21 protein-coding genes are annotated in these 21,945 nt (G+C 60.5%); 15 read left to right on the top strand and 6 right to left on the bottom strand.

The annotated features are described in order from the left end of the window. Positions 1–26 precede the first annotated feature (26 nt). Positions 27–629 (bottom strand): peroxiredoxin, encoded by a 603-nt coding sequence (locus tag AC3A5O_RS05990; RefSeq protein WP_122569349.1) that lies wholly within the window; start codon positions 627–629, stop codon positions 27–29. 314 nt (positions 630–943) lie between these two features. Between AC3A5O_RS05990 and AC3A5O_RS05985 the strand changes: the two genes are divergently transcribed. Further along, positions 944–1,162: a bacterioferritin-associated ferredoxin gene (locus tag AC3A5O_RS05985; RefSeq protein WP_003178704.1), complete on the top strand. Its 219-nt coding sequence runs from the start codon at positions 944–946 to the stop codon at positions 1,160–1,162. A gap of 198 nt (positions 1,163–1,360) precedes the next feature. Then, positions 1,361–1,834, top strand: a complete 474-nt coding sequence (bfr, locus tag AC3A5O_RS05980; RefSeq protein WP_122569350.1) for a bacterioferritin — start codon at positions 1,361–1,363, stop codon at positions 1,832–1,834. Positions 1,835–2,064: 230 nt separating this feature from the next. Here the strand turns inward: bfr and grxD are convergent, their stop codons facing one another. From grxD to AC3A5O_RS05965, 3 genes are all read right to left on the bottom strand, one after another. Further along, positions 2,065–2,406 carry a Grx4 family monothiol glutaredoxin gene (grxD, locus tag AC3A5O_RS05975; protein ID WP_003204956.1) on the bottom strand — a complete coding sequence of 114 codons (342 nt, stop codon included), beginning with the start codon at positions 2,404–2,406 and terminating at the stop codon, positions 2,065–2,067. A gap of 89 nt (positions 2,407–2,495) precedes the next feature. Next, positions 2,496–4,604, bottom strand: a complete 2,109-nt coding sequence (locus tag AC3A5O_RS05970; RefSeq protein ID WP_305468212.1) for a molybdopterin oxidoreductase family protein — start codon at positions 4,602–4,604, stop codon at positions 2,496–2,498. 131 nt (positions 4,605–4,735) lie between these two features. Beyond that, positions 4,736–5,023, bottom strand: a complete 288-nt coding sequence (locus AC3A5O_RS05965; RefSeq protein WP_487752941.1) for a hypothetical protein — start codon at positions 5,021–5,023, stop codon at positions 4,736–4,738. A gap of 402 nt (positions 5,024–5,425) precedes the next feature. On the opposite strand from AC3A5O_RS05965, the gene argF reads away from it, so the two are divergent. Together argF and AC3A5O_RS05955 are read left to right on the top strand one after the other, a co-directional pair. Then, positions 5,426–6,346, top strand: a complete 921-nt coding sequence (gene argF, locus AC3A5O_RS05960) for an ornithine carbamoyltransferase (RefSeq protein ID WP_487752940.1) — start codon at positions 5,426–5,428, stop codon at positions 6,344–6,346. Next, positions 6,343–7,452: an ABC transporter ATP-binding protein gene (locus tag AC3A5O_RS05955; protein ID WP_305491000.1), complete on the top strand. Its 1,110-nt coding sequence runs from the start codon at positions 6,343–6,345 to the stop codon at positions 7,450–7,452. The genes argF and AC3A5O_RS05955 overlap by 4 nt, the downstream gene beginning before the upstream one ends. 119 nt (positions 7,453–7,571) lie before the next feature. Here the strand turns inward: AC3A5O_RS05955 and AC3A5O_RS05950 are convergent, their stop codons facing one another. Beyond that, positions 7,572–8,363 carry a PhzF family phenazine biosynthesis protein gene (locus AC3A5O_RS05950; RefSeq protein ID WP_305468215.1) on the bottom strand — a complete coding sequence of 264 codons (792 nt, stop codon included), beginning with the start codon at positions 8,361–8,363 and terminating at the stop codon, positions 7,572–7,574. A gap of 172 nt (positions 8,364–8,535) precedes the next feature. Continuing rightward, complete coding sequence (gene ybaK / locus AC3A5O_RS05945) at positions 8,536–9,006, bottom strand: Cys-tRNA(Pro) deacylase (protein WP_487752939.1); 471 nt, start codon at positions 9,004–9,006, stop codon at positions 8,536–8,538. Positions 9,007–9,327: 321 nt separating this feature from the next. Here ybaK and AC3A5O_RS05940 point away from each other — a divergent pair, with 321 nt between their 5' ends. From AC3A5O_RS05940 to AC3A5O_RS05890, 11 genes are all read left to right on the top strand, one after another. Next, positions 9,328–10,179 (top strand): MIP/aquaporin family protein, encoded by an 852-nt coding sequence (locus AC3A5O_RS05940; protein ID WP_122569357.1) that lies wholly within the window; start codon positions 9,328–9,330, stop codon positions 10,177–10,179. A gap of 92 nt (positions 10,180–10,271) precedes the next feature. Next, entirely contained in the window at positions 10,272–11,777 is a 1,506-nt protein-coding gene (glpK, locus tag AC3A5O_RS05935) for a glycerol kinase GlpK (protein WP_122569358.1), read from the top strand. Between the two features lie 85 nt (positions 11,778–11,862). Further along, on the top strand, positions 11,863–12,618 hold the full coding sequence (locus AC3A5O_RS05930; protein WP_003204973.1) for a DeoR/GlpR family transcriptional regulator: 756 nt from the start codon (positions 11,863–11,865) through the stop codon (positions 12,616–12,618). Between the two features lie 313 nt (positions 12,619–12,931). Next, positions 12,932–14,470 (top strand): glycerol-3-phosphate dehydrogenase, encoded by a 1,539-nt coding sequence (gene glpD / locus AC3A5O_RS05925; RefSeq protein WP_354336349.1) that lies wholly within the window; start codon positions 12,932–12,934, stop codon positions 14,468–14,470. 448 nt (positions 14,471–14,918) lie between these two features. Next, positions 14,919–15,833 carry a glutamate/aspartate ABC transporter substrate-binding protein gene (locus tag AC3A5O_RS05920; protein WP_122569360.1) on the top strand — a complete coding sequence of 305 codons (915 nt, stop codon included), beginning with the start codon at positions 14,919–14,921 and terminating at the stop codon, positions 15,831–15,833. 190 nt (positions 15,834–16,023) lie between these two features. Continuing rightward, complete coding sequence (locus AC3A5O_RS05915; RefSeq protein WP_305468219.1) at positions 16,024–16,770, top strand: amino acid ABC transporter permease; 747 nt, start codon at positions 16,024–16,026, stop codon at positions 16,768–16,770. Beyond that, complete coding sequence (locus AC3A5O_RS05910; protein ID WP_122569362.1) at positions 16,770–17,441, top strand: amino acid ABC transporter permease; 672 nt, start codon at positions 16,770–16,772, stop codon at positions 17,439–17,441. The genes AC3A5O_RS05915 and AC3A5O_RS05910 overlap by 1 nt, the downstream gene beginning before the upstream one ends. Further along, positions 17,438–18,172, top strand: a complete 735-nt coding sequence (locus tag AC3A5O_RS05905) for an amino acid ABC transporter ATP-binding protein (RefSeq protein ID WP_003204983.1) — start codon at positions 17,438–17,440, stop codon at positions 18,170–18,172. Before AC3A5O_RS05910 ends, AC3A5O_RS05905 begins: the two co-directional genes overlap by 4 nt. Positions 18,173–18,331: 159 nt before the next feature. Further along, positions 18,332–20,233 carry a two-component sensor histidine kinase AauS gene (gene aauS / locus AC3A5O_RS05900; RefSeq protein WP_122569363.1) on the top strand — a complete coding sequence of 634 codons (1,902 nt, stop codon included), beginning with the start codon at positions 18,332–18,334 and terminating at the stop codon, positions 20,231–20,233. Beyond that, entirely contained in the window at positions 20,230–21,558 is a 1,329-nt protein-coding gene (aauR, locus tag AC3A5O_RS05895) for a two-component response regulator AauR (protein WP_122569364.1), read from the top strand. The genes aauS and aauR overlap by 4 nt, the downstream gene beginning before the upstream one ends. Before the next feature lie 24 nt (positions 21,559–21,582). Continuing rightward, entirely contained in the window at positions 21,583–21,912 is a 330-nt protein-coding gene (locus AC3A5O_RS05890) for a GlpM family protein (RefSeq protein WP_487753013.1), read from the top strand. The last annotated feature ends 33 nt before the right edge of the window (positions 21,913–21,945 follow it).

Raw genomic sequence — 21,945 nt, 5'->3', positions numbered from 1 at the left:
GGTTTTTTTTATGCCTGGGTGTGCGCTTACAGCTTGTCGCCGTTCTCGCTCAGGTAAGCGGCCACGCCTTCAGGCGACGCGTTCATGCCCTTGTCGCCTTTTTTCCAGTTGGCCGGGCAGACTTCGCCGTGCTCTTCGTGGAATTGCAGCGCATCGACCAGACGGATCAACTCTTCCATGTTACGGCCCAGCGGCAGGTCGTTGATGATCTGCGAACGGACAACGCCCTTGTCGTCGATCAGGAACGCGCCACGGAAGGCCACGCCGCCTTCGGACTCAACGTCATAGGCCTTGGCGATTTCGTGCTTCATGTCGGCAGCCATGGTGTATTTCACCTGACCGATACCGCCATTGTTGATCGGGGTGTTGCGCCAGGCGTTGTGAGTGAAGTGCGAGTCGATCGAAACAGCAACCACTTCAACGTTGCGCGCCTTGAAATCATCCATGCGGTGATCCAGTGCGATCAGCTCGGACGGGCAGACGAAGGTGAAGTCCAGCGGATAGAAGAACACCAGGCCGTATTTGCCTTTGATGGCCGAGGACAGGGTGAAGCTGTCGACGATTTCGCCGTTGCCGAGGACGGCTGGAACGGTAAAGTCTGGGGCTTGTTTGCCTACGAGTACGCTCATTGGATATCTCCTGATGTAATAGCGTGAAAACAAGGTCCGGGCCAGCCTGCCACCCTCAGGCGACAGCCCTGTGACACGAACCCGCTTGCAAGGGCCGACCATCATACACCGCGGATTTGGGCTGTCTTCAACCGTTTTTCGGTGGTATCGAAAATTCCCCGCCCCGCTACGTTCCACCTTCGTTATCTGGAAAGAAACCGTTCGTCAGCCTGGCATCGCTCTGGCGCAAGACGTTGAGAAACCACTTTGACAATCATTCTCGTTAACATTAAGATCCGTCTCAATTGAGTCACAACCAGCGACGGTTCTCACTTATGTATGTATGCCTCTGCACTGGCGTCACCGACGGACAAATCCGCGAAGCGATCTATGAAGGTTGCTGCAGCTATCGCGAAGTCCGCCAGGCCACCGGCGTAGCCAGCCAATGCGGCAAATGTGCCTGCCTGGCCAAGGAAGTGGTGCGTGAAACCCTCGCCAAAGTGCAAACGGCACAGGCCTCGATCCCCTACCCGGTAGAATTTACGGCCGCGTAAAGACAGCTTTTCAAGGAACCGGACTCAATGTCCGGTTTTTTTATGCCTGTAAATCAAATGCTTAGCGTACAGACGCGGAACACAAACATTCTTATTCCGATTAATTTTCATTTATTATTCAATAACTTAGGTTTGACACCGATAAATACGCGGCTCAAACTCCGCCCTATACACAGCTATTACAGGGCAGGCCTCATCATGAAAGGCGACATTACAGTCATCCAGCATCTCAACAAGATCCTTGCCAATGAGCTGGTCGCGATCAACCAATACTTCCTGCATGCGCGCATGTACGAGGATTGGGGCCTGAACAAGCTGGGCAAGCACGAGTACCACGAGTCCATCGACGAGATGAAACACGCGGACAAGCTGATCAAGCGCATCCTGTTTCTCGAAGGCCTGCCGAACGTCCAGGACCTGGGCAAGCTGCACATCGGCGAACACACCAAGGAAATGCTTGAGTGCGACCTGCGCATCGAGCGCACCGGCCACGCCGACCTGAAGGCCGCCATCGCCCATTGCGAAAGCGTTGGCGACTTCGGCAGCCGTGAACTGCTGGAAGACATCCTCGAATCCGAGGAAGAGCACATCGACTGGCTGGAAACCCAACTGGGCCTGATCGACAAAGTTGGTCTTGAGAACTACCTGCAATCGCAGATGGGTGAAGAGTAAACTTCCCCGCAAGCAAGCTACTAAAAAGCCCCGCCCTCTTTCGAGAGGCGGGGCTTTTTATTGCCTGTTTTCCCCAGGCCCTACCCAAAACCACTGTGGGAGCGAGCTTGCTCGCGATAGCGGTGGTTCAGGTAAAAAACTGCTGACTGACACACCGCTATCGCGAGCAAGCTCGCTCCCACAAGGTTTCGTGTTCACCACAACCTATGGGGTGAACAGACTTCCATGAATCAGGCTTCAGTCTTGTTCGCCGCAGCTTTTTCTACCGCTTCCTTGATCGTGGCCTGCAGAGAGCCGTCAGCGGCCATCTCGGTCATGATGTCGCTACCGCCGATCAGCTCGCCGCCCACCCACAGTTGCGGGAAGGTTGGCCAGTTGGCGTACTTGGGCAGGTTGGCGCGGATTTCCGGGTTCTGCAGGATGTCCACGTAGGCAAACTTCTCGCCACACGCCATCACAGCCTGAGCGGCCTTGGCCGAGAAGCCGCACTGTGGTGCGTTCGGCGAGCCTTTCATGTAAAGCAGGATGGTGTTGTTGGCAATCTGGTCTTTAATCGTTTCGATGATATCCACGGAGCACCTCGGCTTAAACTTTGCGACGTCAGTTGTCGACACGGTGGCGCATTGTAACGGAAAGCAGAACGTGCTGCTCAGAGACAATTTTACGCAGCCGCCACCTTCACCGGTACACCGTTGAGCGCCGCGTTGCCGGACAACTCGTCGAGCTGGCGATCATCGGTCAGGTCATTGGCGCTGGAGCCTGGCTGTCCGCTGGCAATGGTCATCTGCACGCCCGGCCGGGCATGACCCCAGCCGTGGGGCAAGCTGACCACGCCTTTCATCATGTCCAGGCTGCCCAGCACCTCGACTTCGATGGCCCCCACTCGCGAACTGACCGTCACCCGCTGCCCGTCGGCAAGACCGCGAGAGGCGAGGTCGTCCGGGTGCATCAGCAATTGATGACGCGGCTTGCCCTTCACCAGCCGATGGAAGTTATGCATCCAGGAGTTATTGCTGCGCACATGGCGGCGGCCAATCATCAGCAGCTCATCGGGTTCTGGCGCCTGCAATGCGGCAAAACGCGCCAGGTCGGCGAGAATCACCGCCGGCGCGGCCTGTACCCGCTGGCTTTCGGTTTTCAGGCGCGGAGCCAGGTTGGGCTTGAGTGCGCCGAGGTCGACGCCATGGGGATGGTCGAACAAGGTCGCCAGGGACAGCTTGTGCGGCGAGGCGTCGCCATACGCCCCGTTGCGCAGACCAAAGTCGATCATCTGCGCCGGCGGCATGGTCGGCTTGAGTTCCTTGCCGGTCCGGGCAGCAAAGGCCTTCGCCAGGCCGACGAAAATTTCCCAATCGTGCAGCGCCCCCTCAGGCTTGGGCAGGATCGCCCGGTTGAAGCGGGTCACGTTGCGCACCGCGAACAGGTTGAACGTGGTGTCGTAGTGATCGTTTTCCAGGGCCGAGGTCGAGGGCAGGATCAGGTCGGCGTAACGGGTGGTTTCGTTGATGTACAAATCGACACTGACCATGAACTCCAACCCATCCAGGGCTTGCTCCAACTGCCGCCCGTTGGGTGTCGACAGCACCGGGTTGCCGGCCACGGTGACCAGCGCACGAATCTGGCCTTCGCCCTCGGTCAGCATCTCCTCGGCCAGGGCCGACACCGGCAGCTCCCCTGCGTACTCGGGACGCCCGGACACCCGGCTCTGCCAGCGATTGAAATGCCCGCCCGAGGTGGTGGCCACCAGGTCCACCGCCGGCTCGGTGCACAAAGCACCGCCCACTCGATCAAGATTGCCGGTCACCAGGTTGATCACCTGGATCAGCCAGTGGCAGAGCGTGCCGAACGCCTGGGTCGACACCCCCATGCGCCCGTAGCACACCGCTGACGGCGCGGCGGCGAAGTCTCGGGCCAATTGCCGGATCTGCGCTGCCGGCACCGCACAGAGCGGGCTCATCGCTTGCGCCGTGAAAGAAGCTACGGCCGCGCGCACCTCGTCCAGGCCGTCCACCGGCAGATGGCTGTCACGGGTCAGGCCCTCGCTGAACAGGGTGTTGAGCAAGCCAAACAGCAGCGCGGCATCGCCACCCGGGCGTACAAAGACATGCTGGTCGGCAATGGCCGCCGTTTCGCTGCGGCGCGGATCGACCACCACCACTTTGCCGCCCCGGGCCTGGATCGCCTTGAGGCGCTTCTCCACATCTGGCACGGTCATGATGCTGCCGTTGGAGGCCAATGGGTTGCCGCCCAGGATCAGCATGAAGTCGGTGTGGTCGATGTCCGGAATCGGCAGGAGCAAACCGTGGCCGTACATCAGGTGGCTGGTCAGGTGATGGGGCAGTTGGTCCACCGAGGTCGCCGAGAAACGGCTGCGGGTCTTCAACAGGCCCAGGAAATAATTGCTGTGGGTCATCAGCCCATAGTTATGCACGCTGGGGTTGCCCTGGTAGACCGCCACCGCGTTCTGGCCGTGGCGCGCCTGGATATCCGCCAGGCGCTCGGCCACCAACGCAAAGGCATCGTCCCAGGCGATGGGGTGCCATTCGTTGCCGATGCGCTGCATGGGGTGGCGCAGGCGATCTGGATCGTTCTGGATATCTTGCAGGGCCACCGCCTTGGGGCAGATGTGACCGCGACTGAAGGTGTCCAGCGCATCGCCCTTGATCGAGGTGATCGCCAGGCCCTGGCCGTCGGTTTCGGTGGTTTCGAGGGTCAAGCCACAGATGGCTTCACACAGATGGCACGCACGGTGGTGGAGAGTCTTGGTCATGGCCAGTCTCTGTTTTATTCGTGGCGGGCACTTTCGGCCGCGGGAACAAAACTATGGCGCGTGATTCCCGGCAGCGCCAGCGACGTTCGTCCTGTGAATCGCCGGGCATCAGGCCCACCGATGACATGCCGTCAAGGCTGGTCGGCAGGCGGTGCCAGCAGTTGGATTTCCTCGACGGTTTCCACCTGCTCCTGGGTAATGGGGACACCGGTCAGCTCGCCAATCAATCGCCAATGCTCGTCCAGGCCGCTGCTGATCGTGGCCATGCGATCGATCATCCGGCGGCCGGCGGCCTTGGTCACCTCGTCATCGCTGCGCAGCAATTCGAATGACATGGACGTCACCGAAGCTGTCAGATGCGTCAGCGAGCGTGCGGTCAGCCCCAGCAATTCCATCAATTGTTGCTCTTTCGAATCCATTTCGGGCTCCTGTGCCGCTGAGGCTCATTTATAACCCAGGCCTTTGCATTAGGAAATGTTTCACAGTCGCCAGCAGACAGGCGCAAAGATCGGCTGACACGGGATAAACCGACCCTCCGCCACTGCGCGCCCGCTGCGCTTGATTGCCAAGCTGAGCAACGCCAGTGTACAAATGGGCTGCTGCTGTCAGGAAACCGGCCTCAAATGCGCCATCGCATTCGCGTGATGGCTTCGCTGAAATCCCCAAAAACCGTAGCCCTATTGGTAAGACGCGACATTTAATTATAAGATCGCGCCTTCCCCTATTTCGTCGCCCCGTGCGGCTTTTGCCGCAGGTCTCGCCCGTTTTTTCATTAAACAAGGCTTTGAGCATCTGCGGTCAGTTACAAAAGGTAGTCAATCATGAGCGCAAGGCACTTTCTCTCCCTGATGGATTTCACGCCCGATGAGTTGCTCGGCGTGATCCGTCGAGGCGTGGAGCTCAAGGACCTGCGTAACCGCGGCGTACTGTTCGAGCCCTTGAAAAACCGCGTGTTGGGGATGATCTTCGAGAAGTCATCGACCCGCACACGCATCTCTTTCGAAGCCGGCATGATCCAGCTGGGCGGCCAGGCGATCTTCCTGTCGCCCCGCGACACCCAACTGGGCCGTGGCGAACCCATCAGCGATTGCGCCATCGTCATGTCGAGCATGCTGGACGCGATGATGATCCGTACCTTTGCCCACAGCACCCTGACCGAGTTCGCGGCTCATTCCCGCGTACCGGTGATCAACGGCCTGTCCGACGACCTGCACCCCTGCCAGTTGCTGGCCGACATGCAGACCTTCCTCGAGCACCGTGGCTCGATCCAAGGCAAGACCGTGGCCTGGATCGGCGATGGCAACAACATGTGCAACAGCTATATAGAAGCGGCGATGCAGTTCGACTTCCAGTTGCGCATTGCCTGCCCCGAAGGTTTTGACCCCAATGCCGAGTTGCTGGCCAAGGCCGGAGACCGGGTGTCCATCGTCCGTGACCCGAAACAGGCCGTGGCCGGTGCGCACCTGGTGAGCACCGACGTCTGGACCTCCATGGGCCAGGAAGAAGAAACCGCCAGGCGCCTCAAGTTGTTCGCGCCACTGCAGGTCAACCGGGCCCTGCTCGACCTGGCGGATGCCGAGGTGCTGTTCATGCACTGCCTGCCGGCCCACCGTGGCGAGGAGATCAGCATGGACTTGCTGGATGACCCGCGTTCGGTAGCCTGGAACCAGGCCGAGAATCGCCTGCATGCGCAAAAGGCCTTGCTCGAATTCCTGGTCGAGCCGGCGTATCACCACGCATGAGCCACGCCCTGCTGCTGAACTTGCACAACCTGGCCTGCGGTTATCAGGATCAACGGGTCGTGCAGAACCTGAACCTGCACCTCAATGCCGGTGATATCGGTTGCCTGCTCGGTTCGTCCGGGTGCGGCAAGACCACGACCTTGCGCGCCATTGCCGGCTTCGAACCGGTGCACGAGGGTGAGATCCAACTGGCCGGGGAAACCATCTCCCGCGCCGGTTTCACCCTCGCCCCGGAAAAACGCCGCATCGGCATGGTGTTCCAGGACTACGCCCTGTTCCCCCACCTGAGCGTGGCCCAGAACATTGCCTTTGGCATTCGCAAACATCCGAACAAGGACCGCGTCGTCGAAGAATTGCTGGAACTGGTCAACCTGAAACACCTGGGCAAGCGTTTTCCCCATGAACTGTCCGGCGGCCAACAGCAGCGCGTGGCCCTGGCCCGTGCATTGGCGCCGGAGCCGCAGTTGCTGTTGCTCGATGAGCCATTTTCCAACCTCGATGGAGAGCTGCGCCGCAAGCTCAGCCATGAAGTGCGGGACATCCTCAAGGCCCGCGGCACCAGCGCGATCCTGGTCACCCACGATCAGGAAGAAGCCTTCGCCGTGAGTGACCATGTCGGCGTATTCAGGGAAGGTCGCCTGGAACAGTGGGACACGCCCTACAACCTGTATCACGAACCGCTGACGCCATTCGTCGCCAGTTTCGTTGGTCAGGGTTACTTCATTCGCGGCCAGCTCGATAGCCCGGAATCGGTACAGACCGAGCTGGGCATCCTGCGTGGCAACCGGGCCTACACCTGGCCCATCGGCGGTGCGGTGGACGTGCTGCTGCGACCAGACGATATCGTCTACGCACCGGACAGCCCGCTCACCGCCAGCATCGTTGGCAAGACTTTCCTGGGTGCTTCAACCTTGTATCGCCTGCAACTGCCCACCGGCGCGCAACTGGAATCGATCTTCCCCAGCCATGCCGACCATCAGGTCGGGGACAGTGTCGGCATCCGCGTGGCAGCTGAACACCTGGTGTTGTTCCAGGCCTCAGGCAGCACCGCGGCGCACCTCCCGCCAGTGGACAGCGGTGTGCGGCGTTACAGCGCGGCCAGCTAAGACCTGAAGACATGCAAGACCCTGTGGGAGCGAGCTTGCTCGCGATGACATAGGCACATTCAGCATCAATGCACGCTGAACCAGCGCTATCGCGAGCAAGCTCGCTCCCACATTTGATGTCATTGGCTTGAGTGCAGCATCAACGTCCCACTGGCCACCAACGTCGCATTCCCGCCAATCTTCACCCGCTCCCCCTCCAACCGGCAAAACAACGCCCCGCCCCTGGCCGAGCATTGATAAGCCGTCAGTCCGTGCTTGCCCAGGCGCTTGGACCAATAGGGAATCAGGCTGCAATGGGTCGAGCCGGTCACCGGGTCTTCGTTGATGCCGATCGCCGGGGCAAAATAGCGCGAGACAAAATCATGCTTGCTCCCCGGCGCGGTGACGATAGCGCCGGGCCAGGGCAGTTTCGCCAAGGCCGCCATGTCCGGCTTGCAATCGAGCACTGCCTGCTCCGACTCCAGCACCACGAACAGTTCGTTGGAACTCAGCACATCCACCGCTTCGACGCCCAAGGCACTCTGCACTGCCAGGGAGGCGCCCAACTCGGCCGGCACGACGGCCGGAAAATCCAGCCACAGCCGATCACCTTCACGTGTCACGCTCAACGAACCGGACCGGCAGATGAAATCCAGGCGCTCGACGGTTTCGTGATAGACCTCGAACAGCACATAAGCGCTGGCCAGTGTGGCGTGTCCACACAGCGGCACTTCGGTGGTGGGGGTGAACCAGCGGATATGCCAATGCTGGCCTTCACGTACCAGGAACGCGGTTTCAGCCAGGTTATGTTCGGCGGCGATCTTCTGCATCAAGTCGTCGGCCAGCCAGCCGTCGAGCCGATAGACCATCGCCGGGTTACCGCCGAACGGCCGGTCACTGAACGCATCGACCTGATGAAACGCAAGCTGCATGGCACTTCTCCTTTTTTTGATGCGCCAGCATGCAGTGCAGCGGCACGGCTTATCCAGTGACAGATCAGCAGAATTTTCACCCTACAGCGCCGGATAAAAACACTGACCAGGCCTTACGCCCCTGTGGCGAGGGAGCTTGCTCCCGCTTGGCTGCGCAGCAGCCACCCTGCTATCAAGCCCGCCCAATATCAGCAAACACCGCTCCGGTGTGCTCCTTCAATACCGAAGGCGCCAACTCGACTTCCAACCCGCGCCTTCCTGCGCTGACGAACAGGGTGGCGAGTGGCTGTGCGGAATTGTCGATAAACGTGCGCAAACGCTTCTTCTGCCCCAGCGGGCTGATGCCACCGAGCAAATAACCGGTCGAACGCTGCGCGGCGGCCGGGTCGGCCATCTCGACCTTCTTCACACCGGCGGCATGGGCCAGGCCTTTCAAATCCAGGCTCCCGGCCACAGGCACTACCGCCACCAACAACTCACCTTTTTCACTGGCCGCCAACAGTGTCTTGAACACCTGCGCCGGATCCAGCCCGAGCTTTTCCGCCGCCTCCAAGCCATAGGACGCAGCCTTGGGATCGTGTTCATAACTGTGGATGCGATGTTCGGCGCGCACTTTCTTAAGCAGATCCAACGCGGGTGTCATGACCGCTCCTGACAAGGAAATCAAAAAGAGTGAGCGGATTCTAAGCCATCGCCTGTGAAAAGGCTTCGGGACTGCGCTGCCAGCACCGGTGACGCGCCGGCAACGGGAGAGTCATTCACACTGCGAATAGTTGAAATGTGACCAGTGGTTCACTTTCGACCTTTGACACCAGCGTTTCTTGTCTATATTTTTTCGAAACTGAAAGTCACATTGCATGTCTCAAGCTGCAACCCGAGATCAGGATGGGGATCCTGCCTCGGTGGAGGTCGCGCAATCGAGCTGTATCGAGCGCGCTGCAAAAAAACAAAAACCGAGGTTTGAATGACAATTGCTTTACAACAGCCGTCCCTGTCCAGCCAATGCCTGGCCGAGTTCCTGGGAACGGGCCTGCTGATCTTTTTCGGCACCGGCTGCGTCGCGGCGCTCAAGGTCGCGGGTGCGAGTTTCGGCTTGTGGGAAATCAGCCTCATCTGGGGCGTCGGCGTCAGCATGGCAATCTACCTGAGCGCAGGCGTTTCCGGAGCCCACCTCAACCCCGCAGTCAGCATCGCCCTGTGCCTGTTCACTGACTTCGAAAAGCGCAAACTGCCTTTCTACATCATTTCCCAAGTGACCGGCGCCTTCTGCGGCGCTCTCCTGGTCTATACGCTGTACAGCAATCTATTCTTCGATTTCGAACAGTCCCGGCACATGATTCGCGGCACCGAAGCGAGCCTCGAATTGGCCTCGGTGTTCTCCACCTACCCGCACGCGGCACTGTCCACTGGCCAGGCCTTCCTCGTGGAAGCGATCATCACCGCCATCCTGATGGGCGTGATCATGTCCCTGACCGATGACAACAATGGCTTGCCCCGTGGCCCACTGGCGCCTTTGCTGATCGGCCTGCTGATTGCCGTGATCGGCAGCTCCATGGGGCCGCTGACGGGCTTTGCGATGAACCCGGCGCGGGACTTCGGTCCTAAACTGATGACTTTCTTCGCAGGCTGGGGTGAAATTTCCCTCACGGGTGGACGCGACATCCCGTACTTCCTGGTTCCGATTTTTGCCCCTATCGTGGGTGCATGCCTCGGTGCTGCGGCTTATCGTGGGTTGATTGCCCGCCACCTGCCCAGCGCCATAACTGCTACAAAGGATGCAAAACCGGCCATTGATGGCAAGCCCAGAACGTCCTGAAACAGTCGGCGCAGGCTCCTGCCATTGCGGCCTGCGCCGTGGCTTCTTTCCTTATTTACGTCTCCCTTTATGAAAGACCCGAGGCAATCGAAATGACCGATATCCAGAACAAGAACTACATCATTGCCCTCGACCAGGGTACGACCAGCTCGCGGGCAATCATCTTCGACCGTGACGCCAACGTGGTCTGCACCGCCCAACGCGAATTCGCCCAGCATTACCCGCAGGCCGGCTGGGTCGAACACGACCCGATGGAAATCTTCGCCACCCAGAGCGCGGTCATGGTCGAAGCCCTGGCCCAGGCCGGCCTGCACCACGACCAGGTCGCCGCCATCGGCATCACCAACCAGCGGGAAACCACCGTGGTCTGGGACAAGACCACCGGCCGGCCGATCTACAACGCCATTGTTTGGCAGTGCCGGCGCAGTACCGAGATCTGCCAACAGCTCAAGCGCGACGGCCACGAGCACTACATCAGCCAGACCACCGGCCTAGTCACCGACCCGTACTTTTCCGGCACCAAGCTCAAGTGGATCCTGGACAACGTCGAAGGCAGCCGCGAGCGTGCGCGCAACGGTGAGTTGCTGTTCGGCACGGTCGATAGCTGGCTGATCTGGAAATTCACCGGCGGCAAGGTCCACGTCACCGACTACACCAACGCCTCGCGCACCATGCTCTTCAACATCCACTCCCTGGAATGGGACGCCAAGATGCTCGAGATCCTCGACATCCCCCGCGAAATGCTCCCCGAAGTGAAATCGTCCTCGCAAATCTATGGCCGCACCAAGAGCGGCATCGCCATCGGTGGCATCGCCGGCGACCAGCAGGCCGCCCTGTTCGGCCAGATGTGCGTGGAGCCGGGCCAGGCGAAAAACACCTACGGCACCGGCTGCTTCCTGTTGATGAACACCGGTAAAAAGGCCGTCAAATCCAATCACGGCATGCTCACCACCATCGCCTGCGGCCCCCGTGGCGAAGTGGCCTATGCCCTGGAAGGCGCCGTCTTCAATGGCGGCTCCACGGTCCAATGGCTACGCGATGAACTGAAGATCATCAACGATGCCCTGGATACCGAATACTTTGCCAACAAGGTCAAGGACAGCAACGGCGTGTACCTGGTGCCCGCCTTCACCGGCCTGGGCGCGCCGTATTGGGACCCCTATGCCCGCGGCGCGCTGTTCGGCCTGACCCGTGGCGTACGGGTCGATCACATCATTCGCGCAGCCCTGGAGTCGATTGCCTACCAGACCCGCGACGTCCTCGACGCCATGCAACAGGATTCGGGTGAACGCCTCAGGGCCCTGCGCGTCGACGGTGGCGCGGTGGCAAACAACTTCCTGATGCAGTTCCAGGCCGACATTCTCGGCACCCAGGTCGAGCGACCGAAAATGCGTGAAACCACGGCCCTGGGTGCGGCGTACCTGGCCGGCCTGGCGTGCGGCTTCTGGGGCAGCCTGGAGGAACTGCGCGGCAAAGCGGTGATCGAGCGCGAATTCGAACCGCAACTGGACGAGGCAGCGAAAGAAAAACTCTATGCCGGCTGGCAGAAAGCGGTCAGCCGCACCCGCGATTGGGAGCCCCACGAAGACGCTGAATAAAGCCGGATAAGGTTCTGTAACTGGTCGGGAGTGGATTCCTGCGGCATCATGGGCAAATTTTGTATGGCAGCCCAAAGGAAGCCCCATGAATCTGCCTCCCCGCCAGCAGCAAATCCTCGAACTGGTCCGCGAACGCGGCTATGTCAGCATCGAGGAAATGGCGCAGTTATTCGTCGTCACCCCGCAAACCATCCGCCGCGACATCAATCAACTGGCGGAAGTGAACCTGCTGCGCCGCTATCACGGCGGCGCCGCCTACGATTCAAGCGTGGAAAACACCGCCTACGCCATGCGCGCCGACCAGATGCGCGACGAGAAGCAACGCATCGCCGAAGCCATCGCCGCCCAGATCCCCGATCACGCCTCGCTGTTCATCAACATCGGCACCACCACCGAATCCATCGCCCGGGCACTGCTCAATCACAACCATCTGAAGGTCATCACCAATAACCTGCATGTGGCGTCGATCCTCAGTGCCAAGGACGACTTCGAAGTCCTGATCGCCGGCGGCAACGTACGACGTGACGGCGGCGTAGTGGGTCAGGCCAGCGTCGACTTCATCAACCAGTTCAAGGTCGACTTCGCCCTGGTGGGCATCAGCGGGATCGATGAAGACGGTAGTCTGCTGGACTTCGACTACCAGGAAGTGCGGGTTTCCCAGGCGATCATCGCCAACGCCCGACAAGTGCTGTTGGCGGCGGACTCCAGTAAATTCGGGCGCAACGCCATGGTCCGCCTGGGGCCTATCAGCCTGATCGACTGCTTGGTGACCGATCAGCAACCGGTGCCGGCCCTGGCGCAATTGCTGAGCCAGCACAAGATTCGGCTGGAGGTGGTTTAACGCCTCCTCCAATACCCTGTGGCAAGACTGGCTGTGGGAGCAAGGCTTGCCCGCGATGAAGACGACGCGGTTTCTACAAAGTACGAAGCGCCTGTTTCGCGAGCAAGCTTTGCTCCCACAAATTCCCTCGCCACAACTGCTTCCCTGTCGACTTCAACCTCTCTTCGTGTTCGAAAATTTTCCTTTTGGCTTCCTTTGATCAGTATTTTCAATCGAAGCCGACTGGCTGTTGCGTTGTTTATGGGCTAGTATTTTCGCAAATGAACATTTATGTTCGAATTCAAATATTACGAAAAAAGCCCGAGGCCAGCCGATGCCCACTTCTACCTTGCCTACGCCCCCTCTCGCCGAGATCTATGACGTCGCCGTCATTGGTGGCGGTATCAATGGTGTGGGGATTGCCGCGGACGCTGCCGGTCGCGGTCTTTCGGTGTTCCTTTGCGAAAAGGACGACCTGGCCAGCCATACCTCGTCGGCCAGCAGCAAGCTGATCCATGGCGGCCTGCGTTACCTTGAACATTATGAATTCCGCCTGGTGCGTGAAGCCCTGGCCGAACGCGAAGTGCTGCTGACCAAGGCTCCGCACATCGTCAAGCAAATGCGCTTCGTGTTGCCCCACCGCCCGCACCTGCGCCCGGCCTGGATGATTCGCGCTGGCCTGTTCCTTTACGATCACCTGGGCAAACGTGAACAGCTCGCCGGCTCGAAAAGCTTGAAGTTCGGTGCCGACAGCGCATTGAAAAGCGAGATCACCAAAGGTTTCGAATATTCCGACTGCTGGGTCGACGACGCGCGGCTGGTGGTGCTCAACGCCATGGCTGCCCGGGAAAAAGGCGCGCATGTCCACACCCGCACCCGTTGCGTGAATGCTCGTCGCAGCAAAGGCCTGTGGCACTTGCACCTGGAACGTGCCGACGGCAGCCTGTTTTCGATCCGCGCCAAGGCGCTGGTCAACGCCGCCGGCCCGTGGGTCGCCAAGTTCATTCGCGATGACCTGAAGCTGGAGTCGCCCTACGGCATCCGCCTGATCCAGGGCAGCCACCTGATCGTGCCGAAACTCTACGAAGGCGAGCATGCGCACATTCTGCAAAACGAAGATCAGCGCATCGTGTTCACCATTCCGTACCTGAACCAGTTCACCCTGATCGGTACGACGGATCGCGAATACACCGGCGATCCGGCCAAGGTAGCGATTACCGAAGGTGAAACCGATTATCTGCTGAAGGTGGTCAACGCCCACTTCAAGAAGCAGATCAGCCGCGACGATATCCTGCACAGCTATTCCGGTGTCCGTCCGCTGTGCAACGACGAATCCGACAACCCATCGGCCGTGACCCGGGACTACACCCTGGCGCTGTCGGGCGGCGGCGAAGAAGCCCCGTTGCTGTCGGTGTTCGGCGGCAAGCTGACCACTTATCGCAAACTGGCCGAATCGGCCATGGCGCAACTGGCTCCCTACTTCACGCAGATGCGCGGAAGCTGGACCGCCATAGAAGCCCTCCCCGGCGGCGAAAACATGACCACCCCGCAAGCGCTGTGCTCGGCGTTACGTGACAAGTTCGACTGGCTGCCGACCGACATCGCCCGGCGCTGGGCCACCACCTATGGCAGCCGTACCTGGCGCATGCTCGAAGGCGTGCATGACCTGGGCGACCTGGGCGAACACCTCGGCGCCGGCCTCTACACCCGCGAAGTCGATTATCTGTGCAGCGACGAATGGGCCGTCGACGCCCAGGACATCCTCTGGCGCCGCAGCAAGCTGGGTTTGTTCACCACCGCGGCCGAACAGGAGAAGCTGCAACAGTACCTGGATAAGGTCGAGCACAACCGTCGCAAGATCGAAGCGGCCTGACTGATATCCCGCAAAACCCAAAGCCCCTGAATCCCGCGATTCAGGGGCTTTTTTTGCATTGCGCAACACACCGCAGCCCCCTGTGGGAGCGAGCTTGCTCGCGATGACGCCAGCACATTCAACCCTATGTGACTGACACACCGCTATCGCGAGCAAGCTCGCTCCCACACTGGATCGAGACAGGCTCAAGCCATTCGGTTTTCCGAACACGACCCGCCAGTCAATTCGGCTAACCGGATAAAGCCCTCCGCATAAAACCTGAAACAAAACATTAATTACCAGTTAAAACAACAAGTTAACCAAGATGCCCTGGCCTGGCACGAGTCATGCTCTACACTCCTCGAGACGAATGCCTGCACGCCAACACACCAGGAGCTGCCAGGCATTTCGAAGTACTCAGGGCCGACGAACCGGCCGAAATAAAAAAAACAATGTCGAGGAAACATCGATGCGTATCGTTCCCCATCTCCTGGGCGCAGCCATTGCTGCCGCTCTGATCAGCACTCCGGTTTTCGCAGCCGAACTGACCGGCACACTGAAAAAGATCAAAGAGTCCGGCGTCATTACGCTTGGGCATCGCGACGCTTCCATTCCGTTCTCCTACATCGCGGACGCTTCCGGCAAGCCGGTCGGCTACTCCCACGACATCCAACTGAAAGTCGTCGAAGCGATCAAGAAGGACCTGGACCTGCCGAACCTGCAGGTCAAGTACAACCTGGTCACCTCGCAAACCCGTATCCCGCTGGTGCAGAACGGTACCGTGGACCTGGAGTGCGGCTCCACCACCAACAACGTCGAGCGTCAGCAGCAAGTTGACTTCTCCGTGGGCATCTTCGAGATCGGCACCCGCCTGCTGTCCAAGAAAGACTCCAAGTACAAGGATTTCGACGACCTCAAGGGCAAGAACGTCGTGACCACCGCCGGCACCACGTCCGAGCGCCTGCTCAAGTCCATGAACGCCGACAAGCAAATGGGCATGAACGTTATCTCCGCCAAGGACCATGGCGAATCCTTCCAGATGCTCGAAGGCGGCCGTGCCGTCGCGTTCATGATGGACGATGCCCTGCTGGCCGGCGAAGCCGCCAAGGCCAAGAAAGCCGACGACTGGGCCGTCACCGGTACGCCACAGTCTTACGAAATCTACGGCTGCATGATGCGCAAGGGCGACGAGCCGTTCAAAAAGGCTGTGGATGACGCCATCAAGGCCACCTACGCTTCGGGCGAGATCAACAAGATCTACGAAAAATGGTTCATGCAGCCAATCCCGCCAAAAGGCCTGAACCTGAACTTCCCGATGAGCGAAGAACTCAAGGCACTGATCGCCAAGCCGACCGATAAAGCGGCTGACGACAAGAAATCCTGATTTCTGACTAACCTTATCTCCTGAAGGGGCCCGGCCCTTTCAGGGGATGGTCACTCCCTGCTGGCAAATCTGGAAACACTCGAACCGGTGGCTGTCGAGCCGAACGCGTGTGCCTGGCCTCCAAGCCGGGCGGGAACGGAGTTTCCCCAGGCGGGCATTTGTATATCGAACGATCTGAGGGGAGACCCTAATGAATTACAACTGGGACTGGGGCGTGTTCTTCAAGTCCACCGGCGTGGGCAGCGAGACCTATCTCGACTGGTACGTGGCCGGCCTGGGCTGGACCATTGCTATCGCCGTCGTGGCCTGGATCATCGCCCTGCTGCTGGGCTCGGTGCTTGGCGTGATGCGCACCGTGCCGAACCGGCTGGTGTCGGGTATCGCCACCTGCTATGTGGAGCTTTTCCGTAACGTGCCGCTGCTGGTTCAGCTGTTCATCTGGTACTTCCTGGTGCCGGACCTGCTGCCCGCCGATCTGCAGGAGTGGTACAAGCAGGACCTGAACCCGACCACCTCGGCCTACCTGAGCGTCGTGGTGTGCCTGGGCCTGTTCACCGCCGCCCGGGTCTGCGAACAAGTGCGCACCGGCATCCAGGCGCTACCGCGCGGCCAGGAGTCCGCCGCCCGTGCCATGGGCTTCAAGCTGCCGCAGATCTACTGGAACGTGCTGCTGCCCCAGGCCTACCGGATCATCATTCCGCCGCTTACCTCGGAATTCCTCAACGTCTTCAAGAACTCCTCCGTGGCCTCGCTGATCGGCCTGATGGAACTGCTCGCGCAGACCAAGCAGACCGCCGAGTTCTCCGCCAACCTGTTCGAAGCCTTCACCCTGGCGACGCTGATCTACTTCACCCTGAACATGAGCCTGATGCTGCTCATGCGCATGGTCGAGAAGAAAGTCGCGGTGCCCGGCCTGATCTCCGTGGGGGGTAAATAATGGAATTCGACTTCACTGGCATCGTCCCGGCCATTCCCGGCTTGTGGAACGGCATGGTGATGACCCTCAAGCTGATGGCCCTGGGCGTCGTCGGCGGGATCATCCTGGGGACCATCCTGGCGCTGATGCGCCTGTCCCACAACAAGCTGGTCTCCAACATCGCTGGCGCCTACGTCAACTATTTTCGCTCGATCCCGCTGCTGCTGGTCATCACCTGGTTCTACCTGGCGGTGCCGTTCGTGCTGCGCTGGATCACCGGCGAGGACACGCCGATCGGTGCGTTCGGTTCCTGCGTCGTGGCGTTCATGATGTTCGAGGCGGCGTATTTCTGCGAAATCGTGCGGGCCGGCGTGCAGTCCATCTCCAAAGGCCAGATGGGCGCGGCACAGGCGCTGGGCATGAACTATGGCCAGACCATGCGCCTGATCATCCTGCCCCAGGCGTTTCGCAAGATGACCCCGCTGCTGCTGCAACAGAGCATCATCCTGTTTCAGGACACCTCGCTGGTCTACACGGTTGGCCTGGTGGACTTCCTCAATGCTTCGCGGGCCAGTGGCGACATCATCGGCCGCTCCAATGAGTTCCTGATCATCGCAGGTCTCGTGTACTTCACAATCAGCTTTGCCGCCTCGCTGCTGGTCAAGCGTCTGCAAAAAAGGTTCGCCGTATGATCTCTATCAAGAACATCAACAAGTGGTATGGGGACTTCCAGGTACTGACCAATTGCAGCACCGAGGTCAGCAAGGGTGAAGTTGTGGTGGTGTGCGGGCCATCGGGCTCGGGCAAATCCACGCTGATCAAGTGCGTGAACGCCCTGGAGCCGTTCCAGAAAGGCGACATCGTGGTCGATGGCACCTCCATCGCCGACCCGAAGACCAACCTGCCGAAACTGCGTTCGCGCGTGGGCATGGTGTTCCAGCATTTCGAACTGTTTCCGCACCTGACCATCACCGAGAACCTGACTATCGCGCAGATCAAGGTGCTGGGCCGCAGCAAGGAAGAAGCCACCAAGAAGGGCCTGCAACTGCTTGAACGCGTTGGCCTTTCTGCCCACGCCCACAAGCACCCGGGCCAGCTCTCCGGCGGCCAGCAGCAACGCGTGGCGATTGCCCGTGCCCTGGCGATGGACCCGGTGGTGATGTTGTTCGACGAACCGACCTCGGCCCTTGACCCGGAAATGGTCAACGAAGTGCTCGATGTGATGGTGCAGCTGGCCCACGAAGGCATGACCATGATGTGCGTGACCCACGAAATGGGCTTCGCCCGCAAAGTGGCGAACCGGGTGATCTTCATGGACCAGGGCCAGATCATCGAAGACTGCAAGAAAGAAGAGTTCTTCGGCGACATCAGCGCCCGCTCCGAACGTGCGCAGCATTTCCTTGAGAAAATCCTGCAGCACTAAAAACACCGCTCCCCACTGTGGGAGCGAGCTTGCTCGCGATAGCGGACTGCCAGTCACCTTATTGTCGACTGATCAGCAGTCATCGCGAGCAAGCCCGCTCCCACAAGGGAGATGTGTTGGCTTGTCGATTTGTGTTGTGGTTGACCCAAGGCTTCTGTGATGAAATGCGACCCCACCCTCTATCGCGCAGCGCCGCCATCACTCGCCGTGAAACCCCGCCTGATCCGCCATCTGTTCCTGCCGCCACTGGTCATTGCCCTGATGATCGGCCTGGGTTACCTCGGCTTCTGGATCAGCGAGCACTATGGCGTACGTGGCCTCGCCGAGAATGGCGAACGCCAGTTGGAGCTGCACGCCCGTGCGGTCGAGAGCGAGATCAGCAAGTACACCTACCTGCCCAGCCTGCTGGAGCTTGAATCAAGCGTCTCGCAACTGCTCGACGACCCGACGCCCGAGCATCGCAAGACCGTCAACGAATACCTCGAAGGCCTGAACCGCCGCAGTCGCAGCCGGGCCATCTACGTCATGGACACCACTGGCCGGGTCATGGCCACCAGCAACTGGCGCGATGTCGACAGTTATCTGGGCGAAGACCTGTCCTTTCGCGCCTATTTCCAGAACGCCGTACGCGGCCAGCCGGGACGCTTCTACGGCATCGGCAGCACCAATGGCGAACCCGGCTACTACCTGGCCCATGGCTTGGAGCAACAAGGCAAGATCATCGGCGTGGCCGTGGTCAAGGTGCGCCTCGAAGCCATGGAGGAGCGCTGGCAGCGAGCGCGGCTGGAGGCGTTCGTCAGTGATGAGAACGGCATCATCATCCTGTCCAGCGATCCAGCGCGACGGCTCAAGTCGGTGCGCCCGCTGAGCGATGAGACCAAGGAACGCCTGGCCCGCAGCCTGCAATATTATTGGTTCCCGCTCAATGAACTGGTGCCCCTGGCCCGGGAACGCCTGGCCGAAGGCATGGAGAAGCTGACCTTCCCGGCGAACAGCGAGCTGGTGTCCGACGAGCGCGCCATCAGCTACTTGTCGCAAACCCGGCCCTTGAGCGATACCCCGTGGAACTTCACCCTGCTGACGCCCCTTGAAGACCTGCGTCGCCAGGCGATCAACCAAGGCATCCTGGTGGCCGTGGCCTTCGCCCTGGTGGCGTTCCTGCTGATCGCCTGGAACGAACGGCGCAAGGTCATCGCCACCCGCCTTGCGGCCCGGGAAGCCTTGCAGGAAGCCAACAACCAGCTCGAGCGTCGGATTACCGAACGCACCACCGACCTGCGCGCCAGCAACGAACGACTCAAGGGCCAGATCCGCGAGCGGCGCCAGGCCGAAGAGACCTTGCGGCGGGCCCAGGACGAACTGGTCCAGGCCGGAAAACTGGCGGCCATCGGCCAGATGTCCACCAGCATCGCCCATGAACTCAACCAGCCGCTGGCGGCGCTGCGCACCTTGTCCGGCAATACCGTGCGCTTCCTGGAGCGCGGCCAGTTGGACATCGCCAGCACCAACCTCAAGACCATCAACGAATTGATCGACCGCATGGGCCGGATCACCGCCAGCCTGCGCGCCTTCGCCCGGCGCGGCGATGACCAGGGCCGGGCAAGCCTGGGCAAGGCCGTCGAGGCTGCGTTGCAACTGCTGGGTGGGCGCCTGGAAAACCTGGACATCCAGATCCACAGCAGTTTCGATGACGTCCAATTGCAAATTGACCAGACCCGCCTGGAACAGATCCTGGTGAACCTGATCGGCAATGCCCTGGACGCGATGCAGACGCAACCCGAGCCGAAACTGTGGCTCGACGGCCAGGCCGCCGACGGCAAATATCGCCTGCGGGTGCGGGACAATGGTCACGGCATCGATCCTGAAGCCCGCAAGCATTTGTTCGAACCGTTCTTCACCACCAAACCTGGCGAACAGGGCCTGGGCCTGGGCCTGACGCTCTCGGCGAGCCTGGCCGCCGCCGCGGGTGGGCATTTGGGTGTCGAGTACCCGCTTGAGCGTGGCACTACGTTTGTCCTCAATCTACCGTTGGTCAGCCTTTCACCTGCCGAGCCGCTATGAACCACGACCTGAGCGTACTGATCGTCGAAGACGACCCCCACGTCCTGCTGGGTTGCCAGCAGGCCCTGAGCCTGGAAGACATTCCCTGCATCGGCGTGGGTAGCGCCGAAGAGGCCCTGGAGCGGGTCGACGATAACTTTGCCGGCATCGTCATCAGCGACATTCGCCTGCCGGGCATCGACGGCCTGGAACTGCTGACCCGCCTCAAGGCGCGGGACCGCAGCCTGCCGGTGGTGTTGATCACCGGCCACGGCGACATTTCCATGGCCGTGGGCGCCATGCAAAAAGGCGCCTATGACTTCATGGAGAAACCCTTCTCCCCGGAGCGCCTGGTGGATGTCGCCCGCCGCGCCCTGGAACAGCGCAGCCTGGCCCGGGAAGTGTCATCGCTGCGTCGGCAACTGGCCGAGCGCGATTCCCTGGAAGGCCGGATCATCGGTCGCTCGCCCGCCATGCAGCACCTGCGTGCGCTGATCGCCAACGTCGCCGACACCTCGGCCAACGTGCTGATCGAGGGCGAAACCGGCACCGGCAAGGAACTGGTCGCCCGCTGCCTGCATGATTTCAGTCGGCGCCACGACAAGCAATTCGTCGCGCTGAACTGCGGCGGCCTGCCGGAGAACCTGTTCGAAAGCGAGATTTTCGGCCACGAGGCCAATGCCTTCACCGGTGCCGGTAAACGTCGGATCGGCAAGATCGAGCACGCCGATGGCGGCACGCTGTTTCTCGATGAAGTGGAAAGCATGCCCCTGCCCTTGCAGATCAAGTTGCTGCGCGTGCTGCAGGAACGCACCCTCGAACGCCTGGGCTCGAACCAGAGCGTGGCGGTGGATTGCCGGGTGATCGCCGCCACCAAGTCCGACCTGGACGAAATGGGCCGGTCCGGGCAATTCCGCAGTGACCTGTATTACCGCCTCAACGTGGTAACCCTGGAACTGCCGCCCCTGCGCGAGCGGCGCGAAGACATCCTGCAACTGTTCGAGCATTTTCTTCAGCAGTCGTCCCTGCGCTTCGACCGCACGGTGCCGGAGCTGGACAACCAGACCCTGTCGAACCTGATGAGCCACGACTGGCCGGGCAACGTGCGCGAACTGCGCAACGTCGCCGAGCGCTACGCCCTGGGCCTGCCGGCATTCAAGCGCTCCGGCGCCAGCGGCGGCAACCAGGGCCTGGCCTTCGCCGAAGCGGTGGAAGCCTTCGAGCGCAACCTGCTGGTGGACGCCCTGCAACGCAGCGGTGGCAACCTGACCCAGGCCAGCCAGGAACTGGGCATGGCCAAGACCACGCTGTTCGACAAAGTCAAAAAATATGGCCTGAGCCATTAACCGAATGGTGAACGTGTGGATCTGATTTTCAAGGCGGCGCTGGGTGCGGCCGTGGTGGTTATCCTGGCGATGCTGGCCAAGACCAAGAATTACTACATCGCCGGGCTGGTGCCGCTGTTCCCGACCTTTGCCCTGATTGCCCACTACATTGTCGGCAAGGGCCGCTCGGTGGACGACCTGAAGACCACCATCGTCTTTGGCATGTGGTCGATCATTCCGTACTTCGTCTATCTCGCGACGCTGTACGTGATGGTCGACCGGATGCGCCTCGAAGCCTCATTGGCCGTGGCAGCCGTCGCCTGGCTGATGGCGGCGACGGTGCTGGTCAGCGTTTGGATACGGCTTCACGCCTGACCTTGTAGGAGCTGTCGAGCGAAGCGAGGCTGC

The organism is Pseudomonas sp. Soil_N_39 (assembly GCF_057655955.1).
Note: the sequence above shows the minus strand (reverse complement) of the source record. Positions and strands in the feature narration are given on the sequence as shown.

Excerpts from the sequence above, each read along its gene's own strand:
- AC3A5O_RS05990 (WP_122569349.1), bottom strand. The coding sequence starts at position 629 with ATGAGCGTACTCGTAGGCAAACAAGCCCCAGACTTTACCGTTCCAGCC.
- AC3A5O_RS05985 (WP_003178704.1), top strand. The coding sequence starts at position 944 with ATGTATGTATGCCTCTGCACTGGCGTCACCGACGGACAAATCCGCGAA.
- bfr (WP_122569350.1), top strand. The coding sequence starts at position 1,361 with ATGAAAGGCGACATTACAGTCATCCAGCATCTCAACAAGATCCTTGCC.
- AC3A5O_RS05970 (WP_305468212.1), bottom strand. The coding sequence starts at position 4,604 with ATGACCAAGACTCTCCACCACCGTGCGTGCCATCTGTGTGAAGCCATC.
- AC3A5O_RS05965 (WP_487752941.1), bottom strand. The coding sequence starts at position 5,023 with ATGGATTCGAAAGAGCAACAATTGATGGAATTGCTGGGGCTGACCGCA.
- argF (WP_487752940.1), top strand. The coding sequence starts at position 5,426 with ATGAGCGCAAGGCACTTTCTCTCCCTGATGGATTTCACGCCCGATGAG.
- AC3A5O_RS05955 (WP_305491000.1), top strand. The coding sequence starts at position 6,343 with ATGAGCCACGCCCTGCTGCTGAACTTGCACAACCTGGCCTGCGGTTAT.
- AC3A5O_RS05950 (WP_305468215.1), bottom strand. The coding sequence starts at position 8,363 with ATGCAGCTTGCGTTTCATCAGGTCGATGCGTTCAGTGACCGGCCGTTC.
- ybaK (WP_487752939.1), bottom strand. The coding sequence starts at position 9,006 with ATGACACCCGCGTTGGATCTGCTTAAGAAAGTGCGCGCCGAACATCGC.
- AC3A5O_RS05940 (WP_122569357.1), top strand. The coding sequence starts at position 9,328 with ATGACAATTGCTTTACAACAGCCGTCCCTGTCCAGCCAATGCCTGGCC.
- glpK (WP_122569358.1), top strand. The coding sequence starts at position 10,272 with ATGACCGATATCCAGAACAAGAACTACATCATTGCCCTCGACCAGGGT.
- AC3A5O_RS05930 (WP_003204973.1), top strand. The coding sequence starts at position 11,863 with ATGAATCTGCCTCCCCGCCAGCAGCAAATCCTCGAACTGGTCCGCGAA.
- glpD (WP_354336349.1), top strand. The coding sequence starts at position 12,932 with ATGCCCACTTCTACCTTGCCTACGCCCCCTCTCGCCGAGATCTATGAC.
- AC3A5O_RS05920 (WP_122569360.1), top strand. The coding sequence starts at position 14,919 with ATGCGTATCGTTCCCCATCTCCTGGGCGCAGCCATTGCTGCCGCTCTG.
- AC3A5O_RS05915 (WP_305468219.1), top strand. The coding sequence starts at position 16,024 with ATGAATTACAACTGGGACTGGGGCGTGTTCTTCAAGTCCACCGGCGTG.
- AC3A5O_RS05910 (WP_122569362.1), top strand. The coding sequence starts at position 16,770 with ATGGAATTCGACTTCACTGGCATCGTCCCGGCCATTCCCGGCTTGTGG.
- AC3A5O_RS05905 (WP_003204983.1), top strand. The coding sequence starts at position 17,438 with ATGATCTCTATCAAGAACATCAACAAGTGGTATGGGGACTTCCAGGTA.
- aauS (WP_122569363.1), top strand. The coding sequence starts at position 18,332 with ATGAAATGCGACCCCACCCTCTATCGCGCAGCGCCGCCATCACTCGCC.
- aauR (WP_122569364.1), top strand. The coding sequence starts at position 20,230 with ATGAACCACGACCTGAGCGTACTGATCGTCGAAGACGACCCCCACGTC.